The following is a 22,256-nucleotide window of genomic DNA, read 5'->3' as shown; positions in this document are numbered from 1 at the left end:
TTTTGACAGGTTTGAAAGAGAGGAGTGTAAAGCTGTCAAGAATCCATCGTTATTTTGACAGGTTTGGAGGTAGAGAGCGAAAAGCTGTCAAGAAACCATCGTTATTTTGACAGGTTTGAAGGTGTAGGAGGTAAAGCTGTCAAGAATCCGTCGTTATTTTGACAGGTTTGGAGGTGCAGGAGGTAAAGCTGTCAAGAATCAGCCGTTATTTTGACAGGTTTGGAGGCGAAGAGTGGAAAGTTGTCAAGAAACCACCGTTATTTTGACAGGTTTGAAGGTAGAGAGCGAAAAACTGTCAAGAAACCATCGTTATTTTGACAGGTTAGGAGGTGTAGGAGGTAAAGCTGTCAAGAAACCATCGTTATTTTGACAGGTTAGGAGGTGTAGGAGGTAAAGCTGTCAAGAAACCACCGTTATTTTGACAGGTTTGAAGGTAGAGAGTGAAAAGCTGTCAAGAAACCACCGTTATTTTGACAGGTTTGGAAGTAGAGAGCGAAAAGCTGTCAAGAAACCATCGTTATTTTGACAGGTTTGGGATTGAAGAGTGGAAAGTTGTCAAGAAACCATCGTTATTTTGACAGGTTTGAAGGTAGAGAGCGAAAAGCTGTCAAGAAACCATCGTTATTTTGACAGGTTTGGGATTGAAGAGTGGAAAGTTGTCAAGAAACCATCGTTATTTTGACCACTGTGCTTAAAAATTGACCAAAGCTGTCATCAGTCCACAAAAAAACCGCTCCACTGCCAATCCAGGCAGTAAAGCGGCTTCCCTATTAGTTACGAATCATGTAATCAAACGCACCCAATGCTGCGGTTGCACCTGATCCCATTGAAATGATGATTTGTTTGTATGCACTGTCTGTGCAGTCGCCTGCAGCGAAGACGCCAGGCAGGTCTGTGGCACCGTGCTTGTCTACGACGATCTCACCGAAGCGAGTGCGTTCAAGCGTGTCACCGAGCCATTCTGTGTTTGGTACGAGGCCGATCTGGACGAATACACCTTGTAATTCAACATGGTGTTCTTCGCCAGATGCACGGTCAATGTACGTAATACCGTTCACTTTGTCAGTTCCGGTAATTTCGCTTGTCTGTGCGTTCGTCACAACTGTGACGTTCGGAAGGCTGTGCAGGCGGTCTTGTAGAACAGCATCAGCTTTGAGTTCAGGATTGAACTCAATTACTGTTACATGTTTTACGATACCTGCAAGGTCGATTGCTGCTTCAACGCCAGAGTTTCCTCCGCCGATGACAGCTACATCTTTTCCTTCAAACAATGGTCCATCACAGTGAGGGCAGTAGGCAACGCCTTTGTTCTTGAATTCAGCTTCTCCTGGTACGTTGACATTACGCCAGCGGGCACCAGTCGAAATGATGACAGTTTTACTCTTAAGGACTGCACCATTTTCAAGTTCTAGCTCGATCAGATCTTTCTTCTCCAGGCGTGTCGCACGCTGAAGGTTCATGATATCGACGCCATACTCTTTCACATGCTCTTCAAGGCTGGCAACAAGCTTAGGGCCTTCAGTGTGCTTGACACTGATGAAGTTCTCGATGCCTAAAGTATCCATTACCTGACCACCGAAACGCTCAGCAACGATTCCTGTACGGATGCCTTTACGCGCTGCATAGATGGCTGCACTGGAACCAGCTGGTCCGCCGCCAACAACAAGGACATCGTAAGGGTCCTTGTCAGCCAGCTCGGAAGCATCGGGACCTGAACCCAATTTTGCAAGGATTTCTTCAAGGGACATACGTCCGCTTCCGAATGGCTCACCATTCAGGAATACCGTTGGCACGGCCATGATATCCTTGCTTTCAACTTCTTCCTTGTACGCTGCACCATCAATCATGGTATGTGAAATGCCAGGATTTAAAGTGCTCATCACATTCAAGGCTTGTACCACATCAGGGCAGTTATGGCAGCTAAGGCTGACATATGTCTCAAAACGATATTCGTCTTTAATCGCTTTAATCTGGTCAATGACTGCCTGGTCTACCTTTGGCGCTCTGCCGCTGACCTGGAGCAGGGCAAGGACTAATGAAGTGAATTCATGTCCTAAAGGGATGCCTGCGAAAGTCACTCCGGTGTCTTCGCCAACACGGTTGACACTAAAGCTGGGTGTTCTGTTTAATTCTGCATGCTCCACTTTAATGTGGGATGACATTGTTGCCAATTCATCAACTAAAGCCAGCATGTCTCGTGATACATCATCCGATCCTGCGCTAACTTTAAGCAGCACATCGCCCTCCATCATTTGAAGATATTGGGCTAATTGTGCTTTAATTTCTGCATCTAATAACATGGAGGTTACTCCTTAAATCTTTCCTACAAGATCAAGGCTTGGCTTAAGAGTTTCGCCGCCTTCTTTCCATTTAGCAGGGCAAACTTCGCCTGGGTTGTTGCGTACATATTGTGCTGCTTTCAGCTTGTTTACTACCTGGCTAGCGTCACGGCCGATTCCGCTTGCGTTGATTTCAACAGTCTGGATAACGCCGTCTGGATCGATGATGAAAGTTCCGCGCTCTGCAAGACCATCTTCTTCATTCAATACATCGAAGTTGCGAGAGATCTTCTGAGAAGGGTCGCCGATCATGATGTACTCGATTTTGCCGATTGCTTCTGAGTGGTCATGCCATGCTTTGTGAGTGAAGTGAGTATCAGTTGATACAGAGTATACTTCTGCTCCCATTTCTTTTAGTGTTGCATATTGGTTTTGCATGTCTTCAAGCTCAGTTGGGCATACGAATGTGAAGTCTGCTGGATAGAATACGACTACGCTCCACTTGCCTTTGAAGTTCTCTTCAGAAACAGTGATGAATTCTCCGTTGTGGAATGCGTTTGCTGTGAATGGTAAAACTTGAGTACCGATTAATGCCATGATTGATTTCCTCCTTAAAATGGTTGAATTATTTTTTAAATAGTTTCACTGAGCGATTCAGTTAACTATTCGGTAAACTAGAATAATTCTAATACAGTAACGATTATTATATAAAACTTAATAAGTGTCAAGTGATAAACCCCGGCTTTTCGTTCTTAATAATTATTTCAAATAAAAGACGGATTTATACCGTTTGCACCATATAAGCATGTCCAACTTTTCCTCGGTTAATGAATTCTTCAGTAAACTTCGGTATAGTAATAATTAGATGAAAAATTCTGAAAAGGAGGAATTGGATGGTCTCTATTGAGAATAGGCACACATTTCCTTATCCTTTTGGTGAACAGGATGTATATAGATATTCTAACAATGCAGTACCATTAAATCCACCAATTGCCATCGAAGTGACGGAATCTTATTTAGAGGAAATCAACCTGAAGAGAGAATTGCTGACAAATAACCCCGAATGCTGTTACCACTCCATGTCTCATACAATGGATGCCCAGTGGGAAGTGCTGGATTTAGTCCTGCACCAGCTGGCCAGTTTCTATCCTGAGAACTACCAGCTTGTAACAAATAATGATCATTGGATTTTCACTAACCATCTAACAGGTGAGAATCATTCCTTCACATTTGGGAACCAGGCAACACTTGACGTTGAGCCGCTGGATTTTGTCGGCCGGCATGTCCAGGAAGATTTGATTTTGATGATGCAGCGGGACGGGGATTTATTCCTGGATGCAGGGCAGCTCTGCTTTCCGGCCAATTGGTCGTTGTATTTTGACGCTGGAATGTCCTTCAAAGAAATCCATACGCCAATCCCCGGGTTCAAGTCTGGTTCACTTGATGAGCGCATTCTCCAGTTTTTAATGAGAATCGAGGCTGGCAGTCCATGGTGGCGAAAAAATTGGTCGCTTATGGCAGGGAATCGTCTGGATACCTCACTTGAGACATTCGCCGAATGGGGCAAGGCACGAAAAAAAGTGACGAAAGAAAATGCAGGTGAACTTGTCCACCTGAGGGTAGAGGTACAGAAACTTTTCCGGCTGCCCAAAAGCAATGGGATTTTATTTACCATCCATACACATATGCTGCCGCTTAAATCGTTCATCCAGTATACACCTTGGCTGAAGCAATTTTCGGCGATCCTCAAAGAGCTTCCTGAATTCATCGCAGAATATAAAGGCATTTCCATGTACAGGAATGCAGTCCTTGAATATCTGGAGGAGGAATTGAAAAAGAGATGAGTGGAAGCAGCTTTAAAATAGTGAGTGGGAAAAGAAAGTTCTTGTTTTGTACTGATTCGGAAGGTGCCGGGGATTTTTATGATCTTTTACAAAGAGCATTGTCTGAAAAAATCCCTTTTGATTTTCATATTTTCACAGAAGGACAGGAATCCATGCTGAAAAACTGGTTCAGCACGCAAAAAATGGGGACCTATCTATACATATCTGGTTCGGCGGAATTTATAAAAATGGTCAAGGAGCTGGCATTTGGAGCAGGCTTTTCCGAACAGGAAATCCAGACTGCGATGAGGGGTTTTTTACCGAAAAAATTAATATGCTGTACTTGTCATGGCGAGAATGAAGCCGGGGAAAACAAGTTTGTTATATGCAGGCTTTGCGGGCAGGAACTCGAGGTTTCGGATCATTATTCCCGCCGTTTGGATGCTTACCTGGGTTATGTAACGATCAAATGAGACAGGGGGGCTGAAATTGCAGCAGGGCAATACAATTGAAGTGCGAGTGAAATCGATAAAAATAGAAACGGAAACCATTAAAAGGTTCACGCTGGAGGCAGTTGACGGCGGCAAGCTCCCGCCATTTGGCGGCGGTTCCCACATTATCACTTATTTGGAGCAATCTTCAAGAAATACGGAAAGACATTATTCAGTTTTTAACCTTTCAGAGCCAGGTGTCATGGAGATCGCCGTACGTTTGGCCGAGCCATCAAATGGCGGCTCCGCTTACTGGCATCATAATGTCAGCGAAGGGAATATCGTTAATATCAGCTATCCGAAAAACCATTTTCCAATGAGTTTTCAGGCTAAGCACCATGTTTTTTATGCAGCCGGCATTGGGATCACACCTTTTTTATCGATGATGGCGGAACTTGCGGAAAAGAATCAATCGTTCGAGCTGCATTATGGAGCGAAAACAAAGGAACAATGCGCTTTTTTCAATGTGTTAAGGGAACGATATCCAGAACAATGCCATTTTTATTTTTCAAAGGATGAGAATTCGAACAGATTGTCTCCAGTTTCTCTTCAAGATCACCGAATCGGAACCCATGTTTATTTTTGCGGACCTGAAAACATGATTGAAGAATTCACTAAAGCGGCAAAAAGCTATGGATATCCTTCTTTCAATATCCATTTCGAGCGATTTGCTCCACCACAGAATAGAGAGGCTAAGCCATTTACCGTGACTCTGAAAAATAGCGGGATGGAGCTGGAAATTCCAAAGGATCGTTCATTGCTGGATGTAATCCGTGAAAATGGGATAAATCTGCCTTATTCCTGCAGGGTTGGCGGCTGTGGGACTTGCGAAGTGAAAGTGGCAGAGGGAGAAGTCGCCCATTTCGATTCCTTCCTGACAGAAGAACAGCAGAATGCCAATCAAACGATGCTATGCTGTGTTTCCCGGGGGGAAGGGCATTTAGTATTAGATTTATAGAAAATAGAAAAACCGCATCCTATTTGATGCGGTTTTCTAGTTGTTTACGATGTTTGCTAGGATCGAGCCAATTCTGCTTTCTTTTCAGATTGGTCAACTACAGCTGCACCTACCACGTCCCCGACGACATTTGAAGCTGTGCCGGCCATGCCGATGATTGCATCGACGCCCGCGATCAGGGCAACAACTTCAAGCGGCAGATCGAACATCGTCAGTACCACAGACAGGGTAACAAGCCCAGCGGCAGGAATGCCTGCTGTTCCGATTGAAAGCAATGTACCAACAAGGATGATGGTAACAAAATCTATCAGTGTGAAATTGGCACCAGTCACATTGGCGGCAAAAACAATCGATGCGCCCATCCTTAGCGCTCCGCCATCAGAGTTGAACACCGCGCCCAGCGGCAAACTGAAATTAACCATCTTCTCGGAAATGCCAGCCTTTTTCGCACTTTCGATTGCCACCGGCAGGGAAGCGATGCTGCTTGAAGTAAAGAAAGCTGTTGTATAGGCATCCTTTGTATTCGCGAAAAAGCTCCTGACCGGGATTCTGAACAGTTTGAGTGTGCCACTGTACACGAAAACCCAGAGGATGATGATTCCTATATAAAATACAGCTGTAAATTCGAGAAGTGACGTTAAGGTGTCCCACCCCTGGGTGCCAAAAGTGGATGCGCTGATCGCAAAAATACCGATTGGTGCGTAAAGAAGGATTCCCTTCAAAATCCTGAAGAACAGCTCATTGGCTGCTTCAAGGAAAGTTTGCAGCTGCGTCCCGTATTGCTCGATTTTTTCCTCGTCGGAAAACCTCATGCCTGAAATCGTGAAGCCGATGATGATCGCCAGAAACATAATCGCCATTAAGTTCCCCGATGTGAAAGCCGAAAAGAAATTATCCGGGACAATGCTGAAAATGACATCAGATATGGAAGGTGTCGCAGGCTTCTCTACGGTTGTAGTCGGGAGTGTCAGCGACTTCCCGGGATTGATCCATAACGCAAGACCCAGACCAATCAACACCGCTGCAGCCGTTGTCGCCCCATAATACAGAATCAATTTCCCTCCGGTCCTGCCAAGCTGTGCAGGGTTCATTTGATTGACTGCCAGCACTACGGTCAGGAACACAACCGGAGTGGCGATCAGACTAAGCAGCTTGATCAACAGCGTGCCAAAAGGCTTCAAGGCCTCCGCATCCGCCCCCAGCAAAACACCAGCCAAAATCCCCAGAACAAAGCCGATGGTCATTTTTAAAATAAATGATGAATTTTTGTATGAATTCCATAGATTCACTTTATGTACCGCCCTTTTTATTAAATTGTTTCTCTCATAACTCATATAAGAATGAAGAAAATGCACTTAATTATAAACTACACCTGTTAACTGAAACAGACAATAGTGAAATTGGAAAGAGTGTCCAGACAAGTAATGTTAGTTGGAGAATCGGTTTTTGATGAATCTTTAAGAAAATAATCTCGTTTTGTCTATTTCTAAATTATTGTGTGCGTTCGTGTTCATTAATTTGGCGTAATTAATCAGAATTTTTGGATAACTAGATGAAGGTAATGTTGAGAGATTAGTTAATTAGTAATAGGTAGGGGATTTTTAGATACTTACTCACTCTTTTTACTAAAGGAGGTGCCGAATAAGACAAAGGAGTGAGGATTTATATTATTAAAATTCGAGAGGATGACGCTAAGGAATGAAGAAGTATTTTCCAAGGTTTTTACTCACGTTAGTAGCTTTCGTTTTAATTTTATCAACATTTGGCTTTGGAGCAGCGGCAAATGAAGGAACAGCTTCCAGGACCAAACTGACTGAATTGCCGTTAGCGGAATTGTTCGGGGATATTGAGCTTTCCTCAAAAAGACCGACATCAGTCATTGTTGAACTGAAAGCAGAATCGATTGTGGAAGCGAAGCATAAAGGAAAGAAGCAGACCAAGGCGAGCCTGAGGACGGAAAGAAACAAAGTTATTGGCGCACTTAAGAACTCGGTGAAAGGGGCAGAAGTGAAGCGGGAATACGACTATGTATTTTCAGGATTTTCTGCGAAACTACCAGCAAATGAAATTATTAAACTAATGGCGCTGCCTGGCGTAAAGGCGGTTTATCCGAATGTTCATTACACTGCTGAAGTAATCTCTGCAGAGGAAGTTTCCGCTGAGGAATTCAGTCCGAACATGATGAACAGCGCTCCATTTATTGGTGCGAACGATGCATGGAATGCAGGCTTTACTGGAGAGGGTGTTACAGTAGCAGTTATTGATACTGGTGTTGATTATACTCATCCTGATCTTGCGCATGCCTTTGGTGAGTACAAAGGGCATGATTTCGTTGACGATGACAATGACCCAATGGAAGGTACGGGCCAATATCACGGAACTCACGTATCTGGTACAGTAGCGGCGAATGGTGCGATTAAGGGGGTCGCTCCTGATTCGAAATTATTGGGCTACCGCGTTCTTGGTGCGGAAGGCGGTACAACAGAAGATGTAGTGGCAGGAATTGAAATGGCTGTTCAGGATGGGGCTGACGTCATGAACCTGTCTCTTGGAAACTCACTCAATAACCCTGACTGGGCGACTTCCATTGCGCTGGATTGGGCAATGGCTGAGGGTGTAGTAGCTGTTACTTCCAACGGGAATGCAGGTCCGAACAACTGGACAGTCGGATCTCCGGGTACTTCCCGTGAGGCGATTTCAGTAGGGGCTACACAGCTGCCATTCAATCAATATACTGCTGCAATCTCTACCTCAGAAGGTGTCGATTATCCGACAGCAAAAGTAATGGGTTTCCCATCAGATGAAGAATTACTTGCATTGAATGGTAAAGAATATGAGTTTGTATATGTAGGGCTTGGATCTCCAGAGGACTTTGAAGGCAAGGACCTTGAAGGAAAAATCGCGTTGATCAGCCGCGGAGAATTTGCGTTCGTTGACAAAGCGGAAAATGCCAAAAATGCTGGAGCTGTAGGTGCGATTATTTTCAATAATGTTGCTGGTGAGCATGCGGATGTTCCGGGAATGGCGGTACCAACCATCAAAACAGAACTTTCGGACGGTCAAAAGCTGCTCGATGAGTTAGAAGCGGGGAATAACAAAGTATCGTTCAATATTGAGTTCGACAAGGAAATCGGCGAAACAATGGCCGACTTCTCTTCTCGCGGTCCGGTTACACTCACATGGATGATCAAGCCGGATGTTTCTGCTCCTGGCGTGAATATCGTAAGTACCTACCCTGGCAATGGGTATGCAGCATTGCAAGGCACGAGCATGGCATCTCCTCACGTAGCAGGCGCTGCAGCATTGCTTTTAGAAAAGCATCCTCAATGGAGTACCGAAGATGTAAAGGCTGCATTGATGAACACAGCAGATGATGTCATTGACCCTGCTACGGGCAAAGTTTATGCCCATAACACGCAAGGTGCAGGTAGTATCCGTGTTGTTGATGCCTTGAATACAAAGACGCTTATCGCTCCTGGAAGCCATTCATTCGGCAAGTTTGTGAAGGATAGCGGCAAGCAAGTTGAAAGGAATAGCTTTGAAATCAAAAACCTTTCAGGAAAAAGCAAGACTTATAGCTTTGATGTAGAATTTGCCGGAAATCCTGACGGCATTAAAGTTATGACTAGTAAGAATTTAAAGGTTAACGCTGGCAAGTCCCAGCAAGTGAACTTCAATGTTCAAGTTGATACATCTAAATTAGATCCTGGCTATTACGAAGGAACAATCGTAATTGACGATGGTACACAGACCATTGACGTTCCGACCATCCTGTTTGTCGGCGAGCCGGATTATCCTCGTGTAACCGGTGCATACATGGATAAAGCGGAAGATGGTTATTATGTTGGTGCCTATTTGCCGGGCGGGGCAGAAGTTCTAGAATATGATCTGTATGCATTCAATCCAAATGGCACCATTGGTGGCTTTGTTGACACAATCGGTTCATTCACCAATGCTCCAGTGCCATACCACGAATTCCAATGGGATGGCACAGTCCAAAATGGTATTGAACTTCCTAATGGAGACTGGGTACTGGCTGTATACGTAGAAGAAGCAGGCGTTAAAGAATACAAAGCCTACCTGGTAACAAAAGAATAAAAACACCAAAAAGGATTCCTCTGGATCACTCCAGCTGGAATCCTTTTTTTACACCTTCCGATCCAATGCCTGTGGCGGCTGTTCGAGCCATTTTTCGGTGATGGTCAGGAGCAGGCCTTTTCCGTAGTATTTTTTCATTTGGGTGGAGACCATCGTGAATTTGGTGACGATGTCTGACCGCAGGCTTGATGTAAGGGCCTGGTTGATCATGATGAAGCAGAACATTCCGAGACAGGTATTGACGAAAAACAGCATAAGTTTATCGGAAAAGGGTGAGTTTTTTACCTCGAAAAAGTTGAAATCGCCTGAAGCTGAATAGGGGATGTTTTCTTTATCCAATACATCCTCGAGCGTATCCAGCACTTTTTTAAGGGCATCCACTCCTTTGGTGAAATGTTCCTTTACATCCTTATGCGTGGCGAGCTTGCTGAAGGTCACGAGGACCATCTTTGAAAAGCGGGCGCGGTGAATGACTCTCGACAGGTTGGCGATTTCTGCTGCATTTACAGGTCTTGAACCGCCAAATAGGCCATTGAGATATTTCATCTCATCCACCAGATCGACGGTGTGGTCCATCGCTACCTGCGGGGACTTAAGAAAAATGCCCTGTTGCAGCATCAGGTCGGTGATGTCGTTTTGGATCTCGACAGCAAATTCTATTGCCCCCTGAAAGTAATCCCGGATTTCCTTTCTTGTGCAATCAGGCAAGGCGCTGGGATATGTACTTAGTGAGAGCATCGTTATATCATGGCAAATATATAAAATGAACGTGTCAGAAAAAACTTTATCTGCATCAAGCCTTACATCTTTCTCGGTAAAGCCTAGAGGGATGGTAAGGCTTTCTTTTCGGAAAATATCCTTCAAGTCGTTGAGACTTTTCTCTGAAAATCCGACCATCTTTTCAGCAATCTTCTTCACTTCCTCATCATCTGCTGTCTCATAGAAATATTGAAAAAAGCGCAATTCCATACTGCTTTTCAGGTAAGATGCCCAGATATTCGATATTTCTGTTGAGGTTAGGCCTATATTTGCTTCTCCCATCGATCAGTCACTCCTTTCCCGTTATTGTTTGTCTTATGAAGAAAATTATTACAAATGATTTGTGATTTTTATCCAAGTTACATAGAACCTTTTGAGAGTGGAAATACTTTTCAAAAGGAGGTTATGTAATGAGAAAGTTTTTGATGATGGTATTACTGGCAATCTCCATGTTCTCTGTTACAGGGTGCGGCAACGATGCTCCTCCTGAAGATGATGAACAGCTGGAAGATGTTGAAGAAGAAGATGAGATTGGCGATGGCGAAATAGATGATGAATAATACCAAAGACCCACTTATCATGTTGAGTGGGTCTTTTATTGTACATACAGAATTGACAAATGACCGGTCAGTCATTAACATTATAATGTATATAAATGAATAGTTAAGGTAGGTGCAATAGTGAAAAATCTGGTCAATTTTGTGCTTGGAAATAAACTGGCGGTTTGGCTGCTTACGATTATCATTACAGTATCAGGAATTTATTCAGGTACGCGAATGAACATGGAGACGATCCCGAATATCTCCATACCGTATTTAATGGTCATGGATGTTTATCCTGGGGCCACTCCTGAAAAAGTAATGGATGATGTGTCCATCCCGATTGAAAAAGCGGTGGAAGGACTGGAAGATGTAAAATACGTCTATTCCAATTCATATTCCAACATGTCCAGTATCCAGGTTGAGTATGAATACGGCATTGATATGGATGAAGCCAAGCGGGCTTTACAGTCAGCATTGGATACGGTTCAGCTTCCGGAAGGAGCACAGGAGCCGACCGTTACGGCAATCAGCATGAACATGATGCCGATTGCAGCACTGAGTGTCAGCAGCACGAAAGAGGATATTGTTGAGCTAACATCCACAGTCGAGGAGATCCTGCTTCCGAAGATTGATAAAATCGATGGTGTCGCTTCCGTAACGATTACGGGACAGCATATAGAAGAAGTAAATCTTGCGTATGATGAAGCGAAAATGACTAAATTCGGTTTGACGGAAGACAAAGTGAAAGAAATGATCCAGGCGAGCAATTTAGGCGTCTCCCTTGGACTTTTTGAATTTAAGGAAGGTGAGCAGGCAGTTGCGGTTGATGGCAAGTTCACCACTGCTGAACAGCTGAAGAACATGCTGATTCCAGTAACTCCATCAGAAGCAAATCCTTCACCTTTTGTAAAACTTAGTGATATTGCTGAGATTGAGCTGGTAGGCAAAGTGCAATCCATTTCCCGTACAAACGGCAATGATGCGATCGCCATCCAGATTGTCAAAGAACAGCAGGCAAACACTGTTGATGTTGTGAATGAGGTAAAGGATTTAATCAAAGAAGAACAGGACAAAATAGATGGCTTGTCCATCGAGGTTTCATTGGACCAGGGTAAGCCAATTGAAGAATCTGTAACAACAATGATTGAAAAAGCTTTATTTGGCGGATTGATTGCGGTTTTGGTTATCCTGCTATTTTTACGAGATTTCAAGTCTACGATTATATCAATTGTATCAATTCCGGTCTCCATTTTCATGGCATTGCTGCTGCTGAATTGGATGGAAATCACGCTTAACATCATGACACTTGGCGCAATTACTGTTGCCATTGGGCGTGTAATAGATGACTCGATCGTCGTGGTGGAGAATATATATCGACGACTTCATTTGAAGGAAGAAAAATTAACAGGGCGTGCACTAGTACGTGAAGCAACCATTGAAATGTTCAAGCCAATTTTGTCATCTACACTTGTTACGGTTGCTGTTTTTGCACCGTTGATTTTTGTTGGCGGCATGGTAGGCGAATTGTTCGCGCCATTTGCATTGACGATGACTTTTGCCCTTGGTGCTTCATTGATTGTTGCCATTACGATCGTTCCGGCTTTGTCACACTTCCTGTTCAAAAAGAAATTATATGGTGAAAAAACAGAAAGCAGCCACAAAGAAGTTGGCAAACTGGCAAGCTGGTATAAAGGCATTTTGAATAAGGTGCTTAACCATAAAATCATCACCTCCCTTATTGCTGTTGTACTATTAGCTGGAAGCCTTGCGCTCACACCGATTATTGGATTCAGCTTCATGGGCAGCGAGGAAGACAAGGTCATGTATTTAACCTATACGCCAGGACCAGGTGAGCTTAAGGATGACACTTTATCAAACGTAGAAAAAGTGGAAGAAGAAATGCTGAAACGTGACGATATTGACATCGTCCAAATCTCCGTTACGGAAGAAGCGGATCAAATGTCAGCGATGATGGGCACAGGGTCTGGCGGCGCGTTGATGTACCTGATCTTTGACCCAGATATGGAGAATTTCCCGGAAGTCAGGGAAGAAATCGAAGAGTATGTCTTCAATATCGGACAGAGCGGAGAATGGAAGAGCCAGAATTTCGGCGGCATGTCGATGCCGGAGAACGAAATCAGCTACACATTCTACAGTGAAGATTTAGATAAACTTACTGACGCTGTGAAAATGGCTGAGGATGAGATGAAAGGGATTAAAGGTTTAGAAGATGTAAGTTCCAGTGCAGAGGAAGCATACGTAGAATACACCTTTAAAGTTGAACAGGACGAATTGCTGCAATATGGCTTAACAGCAGGTCAAATCGTCATGATGTTGAACCCTAACAAAACAAAGGATGTATTGACGACAATAGAAAAAGATGGTGAATCACTTGATGTCATCGTCCAGCAGGCGCAGGCAAAGCAGCCGAAGTCAGTTGATGATATCCTGGGTACAGAAGTTCCAACAGCCACGGGAACAACCATGCGGTTATCAGAACTGGTAACCGTTGAAAAAGGAACAACGATGAATACACTTGCCCGCAGTAAAGGGCAGTACTATGCATCCGTTTCAGGAACGGTTACAGATGACGATATTTCAAAAGCATCTGCTAAAACTCAGAAGGCAATCGATGCTTTAGACATGCCTAAGGGTGTTGAGGTCGGTGTTGCCGGTGTCCAGGCAGACATGACCGAAACATTCACACAGCTAGGGGCCGCGATGCTTGCAGCAATTGCGATTGTATACTTCATCCTTGTTGTAACCTTCCGTGAAGGTGTTGCACCATTTGCCATTCTATTCTCGCTTCCATTTGCAGTAATTGGCTCGTTTGTTGGCTTACTTATTGGTGGCGAAACGATTTCCGTCTCGGTCATGATGGGTCTGTTGATGCTGATTGGTATTGTTGTAACGAATGCAATCGTACTCGTTGACCGGATCATCCATATGGAACGTGATGGATTGACGATGCGTGAAGCCGTTCTAGAGGCAGGAGCAACGCGCTTACGTCCAATCCTTATGACAGCCATTGCTACTGTTGGTGCCCTGATTCCATTGGCCATGGGCTCAGGAGGCGGAGGCTTGATTTCAAAAGGCCTTGCCATTACGGTAATTGGCGGTTTAACAAGTTCAACACTGTTAACACTGATTGTTGTGCCAATAGTTTATGAAGTTCTATCGAGAATCTTTAAAAAGAATCGCCGGGAAATACGAGAAGATTAATACTTAGCCCCCTTGGATGACCAGTCGTCCACAGGGGGCTTTTATAATACCTTTCTCCTTGGTGGTTAGTGAACAAAAGGAAACCAATTTTGTGCAGGAAAATCTAGGAAAAGCTCCTGTTCTTCTTTCTTCCTTCCTCTTTCACCATGTTCCGACAATTCTCTGCTTTTTTCACCTTCTTTTTATCGAGTGTCTTGAGTAGGGGAGGGGGCTTCATATTTATGTACATTTGAACCCGTTTAAAAGATCATCCCTGTTCCACATGCTTATTTTAAGAAATGGGTATTTACGTTTTGGAGCTTTGTTCACGTCCGTTTGTTATTAACATCGCCTTCTATCTTATCTTTAATTCTTGCCAATTAAATTCAATATTTACATTGCCTCTTTTTTTAGGACTCTCTCCTAAACAAATAATTTCTTTTCAACTGCAGGGGAGGGGGAACTGATAGGTCTATCAATAGGTAAAATACGGTAAAAATATTGTTGTATACAATAATGTAGACATGTATACGTTTTGTAAACAACGCGTACACAATTACGTTTACATGTATACAAACGCGTACACATATTGAATTATAGGGATGTATACAGATTTGTATTCATTGTGTACAATTATGTATACAATGAGCGTGAGGTTTACATCTTGTTTACATGTTTACATTTACATTTCTTTTTACTCGTAAATCTTGCAGTATCTATTATTTCCCTTTACCTTTAGAATAGTAGGTAAGTATACATAAATGAAAAGGAATGATATGAATGACGAAATCAAGAATTGCAGCAGTTGATGTTGGTAACGATTCTATTAAAGCTATTTTTGGAGAATTTGATAACGAACTGAATATCCCTAATATTGTGGCAAGGGACACTGAAGACCGTCCTGTAATCGGTATCGAGGAGCTTGATACGAAGGATCCGCTTGATGGAATCCATATTCGTGTCCACTCCCCTGCCCTGAAAGAAAATAACGCGATCTATCGTGTCGGAAACCTGGCAACTAAAAGCGATAATGCAACAGAACTTGATCCTGGAAGCAGCAAGTCGGAGGAAGACCAGACCTTGATCATGCTTTTCGCTACTCTTGCATTGGATGCTGTCAATGAAGACAATGCCAAGCTATTCCCGAAAAGCAAGAATGTCATTGATGCGAATTATACGCTTGGTACTGGCCTTCCGCTTCGTGAAGTTAAAGAAGGAAAAGATGCTGGCTACCGTTCCAAGCTGGTAGGGTCCGTTCACCAGGTAGAATTCCTTGTTACTCCTAAATACCAGGGACTGAAAGTAAATATCAAATTTGATGAAGTGAAGGTTTATCCAGAAGGCTTCGCTGCTTATATCAATCTAGTAATGGACAACAGCCTGAAAATCATCAACAAGGATTTAATTGATAGAAGAATCCTGATCCAGGATATCGGCGGATTATCTACAGATATCGCTGTCATCAAGAACCGCAATGTCGATGATGACAAGGCACAGGGCTTCAACCTTGGTGTTTCTGAAGCGCTTGAACAAATCAGGGAAGAAATCCGCAGCAAGCATGGCGTCGAGTTAGACAGCCGCACAGACGTTGTAGAAATCATTACGCGCAAGAATGACCGCAACCATATCATGGTCAAGGGAAGCCGTACAAGCGTCCATGACATCACGGACCGTATCCTGCTTGAACTGGCTAAAAAGCAATACCGCCTGCTTCGCAATGTGTGGGCAAAGAATTCCCAGACTGAAATCTGCTATTTTGTCGGCGGTGGCGCAACAGTTTTAAAAGAATATATCAAAACATTAAACAATAATCTTGATGGCTATAACATCGAATTTTTCGAGGATGAAAAAGAAAGCATCTGGATGATGGCGAACGCTTACTATAAGCTCATCATGGATTATGTGAAGAAATCAGAGAAGAGCAGCAAAGCCGCTTCTGAACCTGTTAAAAGCTAAAATAAGGTGATCCTATGAAAAAAACCAACCCAAATGAGATTAAGAGAGGACAAGCATTGTCATTTCGTGTGCCCTCTGATACACCTGACCATATCTTAAGACATCTTCAAAACTTGAAGGAAACAGAGCGAAGGAACTTTTCGAGCAAGATTGCTGAGTTTGTCGTCAAAGGTGTGGGGAATTCCTATTCAAGGGAACGCGAAACGATTACCATCCCTCTCCCTCGAAGTCTCAGCAAATCGCAGCGGGATTGGATCAAGCATGAGCATTCTGAGGCTTTGCTGGGCAATATCGTCTATCACCTGTTGACAGATCCATTACGGGCAACCGCACTGCTGGCCTCATTAAACAGCAAGTCAACTGAAATCGATGAAGCCCTTTACCTGCAGGAAGATGATAGGAACATGCACCCGACAGCATCAGAAGAGGAATCACCGGTAACACAGGAGACGGCCTCTAGTGCTGAAATTGAAGAGATGGATGATGATTTGGATTCATTTGAATGGGAATCAGTCCAACAAACTGAAACACCGGACCAGGAAGAGTCAGAAGAAGATCTGGACGACCTGCTGGGAGATTTCCTCGCCAAAATGAATAAGTGAGCATGAAGAAACCCCATGGCCTCCATGGGGTTTCTTTGCTTCTTATTTATACGATGCCTCCAGTTGGTCAATCAATGATCCTACATAACCTACAGCCTTACGTACCGGTTCTGGAGTCGACATATCGATACCAGCATGCTTCAGCAATTCCAGCGGCTTCGTGGTTCCGCCTGCGCGGAGCACCTCAAGCCAGCGGTCAACAGCCGGCTGCCCTTCCTCGTGGATCAACTGCGAAACGGCGGTCGATGCAGTCAGGCCGGCAGAGTAGGTGTATGGATACAAGCCCATATAGTAATGCGGCTGGCGCATCCATGTGAGACCTGCTCCTTCATCGATTTCGACTGTATCGCCCCAGAAACCTGTCAGGACATCTGTTTTCATTTCAGTAAGGGTTTTAGCAGTAAGTGCATTGCCTGCTTCTGCATGGGCATATACACGGCGCTGGAACTCAGCCTCCAGCAGGTGGGTCACGAAGTTATGATAATAAGTTCCCAGCAGCTGCAGGACGACCCAGCGAATCATCTGCGGGTTATCTTTATTTTGATCAAGAAGATATTGAGCTAAAAGCATTTCATTCATCGTAGATGGTGCTTCGATGAAATACATGGATGGACGTACGTTCATGATGCGCTGATTTTTATTGGCCAGGTAAAAATGGCCCGCATGGCCGAATTCATGTGCCAGCGTGAAGCAGCCACGCATATTGTCCGCCCAGGTAATCAGGATATACGGGTGTGACCCATAGGGGCTCGAGCAAAATGCACCTGTTGATTTCCCTACATTATCAGCAAGGTCAACCCATCGCTCTTCAAAGCCCTTCTCAATCATTGCTGTATAATCCTGACCCATTACCTTCAATGAATCAGTAATCAGCTGTCGTGCCTCATCATAAGTGATTTGTGGGTCAAAATCCGGATCAAATGGAGCCTTCAAGTCACAGAACATCATTTTATCGAGGCCCAGCACCTTCTTTTTCAACTGAGCAAAACGGCGCATATGCGGGGCCAGTTCCTTGTAGATGATATCAATTTGGTTATTGTACATTTCCTTTGTTACCTGCTGTGGCTCCAAAAGCATATCGGTAACGGATTCATAGTTTCTCAGCTTTGCAAGGGTCACCTGTTTTTTAACCTCGGTGGCATAGGTGGCAGCGATAGTATTTTTATATTGTTTAAGGGTTGAAACAAATGATTCATAGGCTTTTCTGCGGACATAAGTATCCGGTGAAAATTCATGGCGGCTCTCGAACAGCGCAAATGAAACTGGCAATTCGTTGTCTTCCTCGTCCCGGATTGGCGAAAACTCCATATCCGCAAGTTTGGCCATATTGTATATGTTATAAGGTGCTGAATGGACTTCCCCTAAAGCAGCAAGGACTTGCTCTGTTTCAGGCGATAATTTATGCTTTTTCGTTTCAAGAAGCTCCAGGAGAGTCTTTTTGAAAGGCTGGAGTCCTTCCTCAGCCTGGACGAATTCTTCCACTTTTCCTTCTTCAAGTTCAAGAATTTCAGACGAGATAAAGGAAAGTGCAGCCATCGCTTTTGTGCCAACTGCGCCGACCTTTGCTGAATTAGCCTGATTCACTGGGTCAGTGCCGTCAGCGGATTGCTTCAAGCTTGCATATGTACGGACCTTGACCAATTTCTTTGTTAACTCTTCCTGGGCAGTAAGGCATTCCAGTAAAGCTTTCGGCCCTGTATGTAAAGTTCCCCTGAAGCCGTCAAATTTTTTAACTTCGGCGTCAATCTCCTTCAGCGCATCCTCCCATACTTGATCAGACGGGTATAAATCATTAAGGTCCCAAGTCAGTGATTCATGAACTTCTGAGCGGGCAAGACGTTTTTCAACAGTTTTATTCATGTTTAACTCCTCCTTTATCCTTTCATATTACTACGAATACCGAAATAGTTTAAGTTATAATTTAACTATTTTAAAAATTTAAAAATAATAATGACCTATTTGAATTAAATTTTATGGAAAAGGTGTAATCTCTGGTTTATGATAATTAATAAATTCGGAAAATTATAGGTGGGAGCCAGTTGATTTTAATAGACTACATAATTAATCTCTCTATGCTTTCTTTAATGGTCAGTACTCCTTTAGTCATTCGCTCTTACCTGAATCATAAGCCACTCAAGCAACTGTGGCTCTGGGTAGGATTATACGGGGGTGTTGTTTCCTCTGTACTTGTAATGTTCTCATTCCAGGATCAAGGTTACTCATATGATATCCGGTATTCGATCATCATTTTGGTCTTCGCTTATCTTGGACCAGGTGCAGGCATGATTACCGGCAGTATTGCGTTGGCGTCAAGGTTAATGGAATCTGAAAACTGGTTTCCTGCGATAATTGGCTGGTTTTTGGTGATGACCATTTTGGTCATTGCTCACAGATTTACTATGCATTTGAAACCAGCCAAAAGAGTTATGATTTTGCTCTGTTCTTATATAGTCACATATATTATTACTGTACCAATCATTTTAAACGTCATTAGAGACAATCCGGTTTTCCACCTTCAATACTTATTGTTTGTTTCAATAGGAGTCCTTATTGGAGGAATCTTGATTGAGTCATATGAAAAGTTATACAGAATTATTAAGGAACGAAAAAGGATGGAGCAGACACTGGAGGAAAGTGAATCAAAATACCGCCTCATAGCCGAGAATACATCAGATCTCATCATGGTAATGGATAAAGAGCATGCCATAACTTATTTTTCACCCTCTCATGAGATGGTGTTGGGATTCAAGGTTGAAGAGCTTGAAAAAACGGAGATTTGTAAGTTGATTCATCCAGATGATGTTGTGAAGTTCAGAGGAACAATCACACAGCTTATGAAAAATAAAGAATCAATGCCATTAGAGTTTCGCTTTCAAGATAAAAGTGGTAAATGGATAGATTTTGAGTCCCGCTGGATGCCGGTAATGAGTGATGAGCAGGTGATTGAGCACATTGTTATAATAAGCCGGGATATATCTGAACGCAAAAAAGCAGAAGAGATTCTTTTGCAATCTGAAAAGCTATCGATTGTAGGGGAACTGGCTGCAGGGGTAGCCCATGAAATACGGAATCCTCTTACAACAATAAAAGGGTTTGTCCAGCTATATGGAAAAGAAGGTAAGTCCAACGAAATTAACAATTTGCTTCTAAGCGAACTAGAAAGAATCGAAACGATCACAAGTGAAATGCTTTCTTTAGGGAAACCGCAGGCTATTCAGCTCAACCGGGCCAATTTATGTGATTTGATCGATCATACAGTCGAATTCTTATCCCCGCAAGCCAATATGAAAAATATTCAATTCAGCCGCAGTTATCTGGGCACAGATTTCTTCATAACATGTGAGAAAAACCAGATTAAACAGGTGTTCCTGAATATTTTCAAGAATGCTATGGAGGCTATGCCCAAGGGTGGAAATATTGATATAAAACTACAAAGAGGGATAAATGATGATTGTATTATCTCTGTTCAAGATGAAGGGTCCGGAATTCCAGAAGAACTGCTTCCGCGTTTAGGGGAGCCATTTTATACATTGAAGGAAAAAGGGACGGGACTCGGATTGATGATTTGCCATAAAATCATTAAACAGCATAATGGGGCTATTTTCTATCATAGTAAGCTGGATCATGGAACATTAGTAGAAATCAGACTGCCCTTAATAAGTTAGGAAGGTTAAATAAAAGGAGGATGGTAACTATGCCATCCTCCTTTTTGTCATTATTGGTTTAAAGAATGGGATCTTTTTGTTCGTGCCTGATAAACTTGATATAACATCAGAGCAACAATTGATAGCACAATCCCTGAAATATACGGCAACCCGATGGCAAGCGAGAACAGCCATCCGCCTAAAGGAGGCCCGATAATCCTGCCGAGGGAGTCGAAGGATGAGAGCAGCCCGGTTGTTCCGCCGTGACCAGTCGTCGACTTTTTTGTCAGTAAGGAAGAAACACTTGGCCGGATCAATCCGTTGCCGATACCGAAAATGGTCAGGAATAATGCGGCAGTACCAAAACCTTTCGTCAGAAGAATCAAGCCAAAACCTATAGCAGAGATAACAATGCCGAGCTGAATGACCTTTCCTTCGCCGAGTGTCTTCGTCAATCTGCCGACTAAACCGCCTTGCACAACCGCACCGGCAAGTCCCATAATCATGAAAATATAGCCCAATTCAACCGAACCGAGTCCAGCTTTTTCCGCAGCGAAATAGGCAAAAGTTGCCTCAAGTCCTGATAGCGAAAGAGAAACGAACAACTGAAGCAAAAACAACATGGACAAAGGTCCAGTGAAGGCTTTCAATAATGAAGTGCGCTCCCGTTCCTCATTATTGCGCTGATCTGCTGAGAGGGACTCTTTTAATACAAAGGTGACAAATAAGAACGTGATGAGTGAAGTGGCGCCAGCAATGTAAAATGGTGTGCTCAAACTCGTTTTGGAAAATACGCCGCCGATCGCTGGGCCGAAGATGAAGCCCAGTCCAACAGCAGCCCCGATGATTCCCATCCCTTTTCCGCGGTCCTCTTCAGAGGTGATGTCCGCGACATATGCCATAACCGTCGGCATATTAGCCGATGACAATAATCCGCCGATAATTCGTGCAGCAAACAGCATCCAAAGCTGGGTGGAAATGGCCATCAGGAAGAAGGATAGAGACAATCCAAGGATGCCAATCATGATGACCGGCTTCCTTCCAATCCTGTCTGAAATACGTCCCCACATTGGCGCGAATAAAAACTGCATCAGTGAGTAAACAGCCATCAACAGTCCAAGTTGTGTGGGTGTTGCTCCGATTTCCTCCGCATAAAAAGGGATGACTGGAATGATGATCCCAAATCCGACCATCACAAGGAACATGACTAAAAATAAAATAGGCAGAGCCTTTTTTGTATTCATTTGCGCATTCACTCCATTATTTTAACGATAACTTTTAACGATAAAGAAAATTATATCAGAAACCGTGGGGGTATAGCGAAAAGAGAGTCCCAAAAACTTTTCCTTCATGAAAACCTTTTTTATCCTGATAAAAGGTTAGTTGCAGGTCAGTTTGGATATATAAATCAAAAGTTGAAATATACCCCGAGAGGAGTTTTACAATGAGCCCTAATACGAAAAAGAATTTCCTTGGAATCGGCAGTTTTATTCTTGGCTTTGGATTTATGGGGGCGATGGACGGCATTATTTTTCATCAATTGCTCCAGTGGCATAGCGTTGTAATGGATACAACCAGGCAAGCTCAGATAGTAAGTGATGGGGTCTTCCATTTTGGCGTGACAGTTGCTCTGGTCATCGGAGGGATCCTCTTATGGCTGGCAGGGAGGCCGTCAGAGGTATCACGGGGGATTGGCCGGCTTGTTGGCGGATTTTTAGCCGGAGCAGGCATATTCAATTTGGTTGAGGGATTGGTAAATCATCACCTTTTAAAAATCCATCGTGTTAAACCGGGTGATCCTAACGCCTTATTTTATGATATCGCCTTCCTGACTTTAGGATTGTTGCTGGTGATCATCGGAGAGGCAATTCGAAGAAAACGACCTGCCAATGGCAAGGTTTAA

At 43.5% G+C, this 22,256-nt stretch carries 16 protein-coding genes; 10 read left to right on the top strand and 6 right to left on the bottom strand.

Going from position 1 to position 22,256, the window contains the following annotated elements:
* Positions 1-770 precede the first annotated feature (770 nt).
* Positions 771-2,300 carry an alkyl hydroperoxide reductase subunit F gene (gene ahpF / locus J7E38_RS14910; RefSeq protein WP_214705271.1) on the bottom strand — a complete coding sequence of 510 codons (1,530 nt, stop codon included), beginning with the start codon at positions 2,298-2,300 and terminating at the stop codon, positions 771-773.
* A gap of 12 nt (positions 2,301-2,312) precedes the next feature.
* Positions 2,313-2,876 (bottom strand): alkyl hydroperoxide reductase subunit C, encoded by a 564-nt coding sequence (gene ahpC / locus J7E38_RS14905; RefSeq protein WP_214705270.1) that lies wholly within the window; start codon positions 2,874-2,876, stop codon positions 2,313-2,315.
* Between the two features lie 296 nt (positions 2,877-3,172).
* On the opposite strand from ahpC, the gene J7E38_RS14900 reads away from it, so the two are divergent.
* From J7E38_RS14900 to J7E38_RS14890, 3 genes are read left to right on the top strand one after another with little or no spacing between them, the layout of a single operon-like run.
* Positions 3,173-4,123 carry a heme-dependent oxidative N-demethylase family protein gene (locus J7E38_RS14900; protein WP_214705269.1) on the top strand — a complete coding sequence of 317 codons (951 nt, stop codon included), beginning with the start codon at positions 3,173-3,175 and terminating at the stop codon, positions 4,121-4,123.
* The gene (locus tag J7E38_RS14895; protein WP_214705268.1) at positions 4,120-4,575 is read left to right on the top strand and encodes a dimethylamine monooxygenase subunit DmmA family protein; all 456 of its coding nucleotides are present in this window, start codon (positions 4,120-4,122) and stop codon (positions 4,573-4,575) included. Before J7E38_RS14900 ends, J7E38_RS14895 begins: the two co-directional genes overlap by 4 nt.
* A 16-nt stretch (positions 4,576-4,591) precedes the next feature.
* A complete protein-coding gene (locus J7E38_RS14890; RefSeq protein WP_214705267.1) occupies positions 4,592-5,551 on the top strand; it encodes a PDR/VanB family oxidoreductase in 960 nt (319 codons plus the stop codon).
* Between the two features lie 56 nt (positions 5,552-5,607).
* Here J7E38_RS14890 and J7E38_RS14885 read toward each other — a convergent pair whose 3' ends face one another.
* Entirely contained in the window at positions 5,608-6,840 is a 1,233-nt protein-coding gene (locus tag J7E38_RS14885; RefSeq protein WP_214705266.1) for a dicarboxylate/amino acid:cation symporter, read from the bottom strand.
* Between the two features lie 409 nt (positions 6,841-7,249).
* On the opposite strand from J7E38_RS14885, the gene J7E38_RS14880 reads away from it, so the two are divergent.
* Positions 7,250-9,649 carry a S8 family serine peptidase gene (locus J7E38_RS14880; RefSeq protein WP_214705265.1) on the top strand — a complete coding sequence of 800 codons (2,400 nt, stop codon included), beginning with the start codon at positions 7,250-7,252 and terminating at the stop codon, positions 9,647-9,649.
* Between the two features lie 48 nt (positions 9,650-9,697).
* On the opposite strand, the gene J7E38_RS14875 is transcribed toward J7E38_RS14880, so the two are convergent.
* The gene (locus tag J7E38_RS14875) at positions 9,698-10,690 is read right to left on the bottom strand and encodes a DUF3231 family protein (protein ID WP_214705264.1); all 993 of its coding nucleotides are present in this window, start codon (positions 10,688-10,690) and stop codon (positions 9,698-9,700) included.
* Between the two features lie 128 nt (positions 10,691-10,818).
* On the opposite strand from J7E38_RS14875, the gene J7E38_RS14870 reads away from it, so the two are divergent.
* From J7E38_RS14870 to J7E38_RS14855, 4 genes are all read left to right on the top strand, one after another.
* Positions 10,819-10,968, top strand: a complete 150-nt coding sequence (locus J7E38_RS14870) for a lipoprotein (RefSeq protein ID WP_214705263.1) — start codon at positions 10,819-10,821, stop codon at positions 10,966-10,968.
* A gap of 120 nt (positions 10,969-11,088) precedes the next feature.
* Positions 11,089-14,172 (top strand): efflux RND transporter permease subunit, encoded by a 3,084-nt coding sequence (locus J7E38_RS14865; RefSeq protein ID WP_214705262.1) that lies wholly within the window; start codon positions 11,089-11,091, stop codon positions 14,170-14,172.
* A 759-nt stretch (positions 14,173-14,931) separates the two neighbouring features.
* On the top strand, positions 14,932-16,107 hold the full coding sequence (locus J7E38_RS14860) for a ParM/StbA family protein (RefSeq protein WP_214705261.1): 1,176 nt from the start codon (positions 14,932-14,934) through the stop codon (positions 16,105-16,107).
* 14 nt (positions 16,108-16,121) lie between these two features.
* Positions 16,122-16,709 (top strand): hypothetical protein, encoded by a 588-nt coding sequence (locus J7E38_RS14855; protein ID WP_215038660.1) that lies wholly within the window; start codon positions 16,122-16,124, stop codon positions 16,707-16,709.
* A 42-nt stretch (positions 16,710-16,751) separates the two neighbouring features.
* Here the strand turns inward: J7E38_RS14855 and pepF are convergent, their stop codons facing one another.
* Positions 16,752-18,569: an oligoendopeptidase F gene (gene pepF, locus J7E38_RS14850; RefSeq protein WP_214705259.1), complete on the bottom strand. Its 1,818-nt coding sequence runs from the start codon at positions 18,567-18,569 to the stop codon at positions 16,752-16,754.
* A 179-nt stretch (positions 18,570-18,748) separates the two neighbouring features.
* On the opposite strand from pepF, the gene J7E38_RS14845 reads away from it, so the two are divergent.
* Complete coding sequence (locus J7E38_RS14845; RefSeq protein ID WP_214705258.1) at positions 18,749-20,374, top strand: ATP-binding protein; 1,626 nt, start codon at positions 18,749-18,751, stop codon at positions 20,372-20,374.
* Positions 20,375-20,424: 50 nt separating this feature from the next.
* Here the strand turns inward: J7E38_RS14845 and J7E38_RS14840 are convergent, their stop codons facing one another.
* Positions 20,425-21,597 (bottom strand): MFS transporter, encoded by a 1,173-nt coding sequence (locus tag J7E38_RS14840; protein ID WP_214705257.1) that lies wholly within the window; start codon positions 21,595-21,597, stop codon positions 20,425-20,427.
* A gap of 200 nt (positions 21,598-21,797) precedes the next feature.
* On the opposite strand from J7E38_RS14840, the gene J7E38_RS14835 reads away from it, so the two are divergent.
* Positions 21,798-22,256: a DUF2243 domain-containing protein gene (locus tag J7E38_RS14835; RefSeq protein WP_214705256.1), complete on the top strand. Its 459-nt coding sequence runs from the start codon at positions 21,798-21,800 to the stop codon at positions 22,254-22,256.

Origin of the sequence: Bacillus sp. ISL-35 (assembly GCF_018613355.1) — a bacterium.
Lineage (GTDB): Bacteria > Bacillota > Bacilli > Bacillales > Cytobacillaceae > Mesobacillus.
Note: the sequence above shows the minus strand (reverse complement) of the source record. Positions and strands in the feature narration are given on the sequence as shown.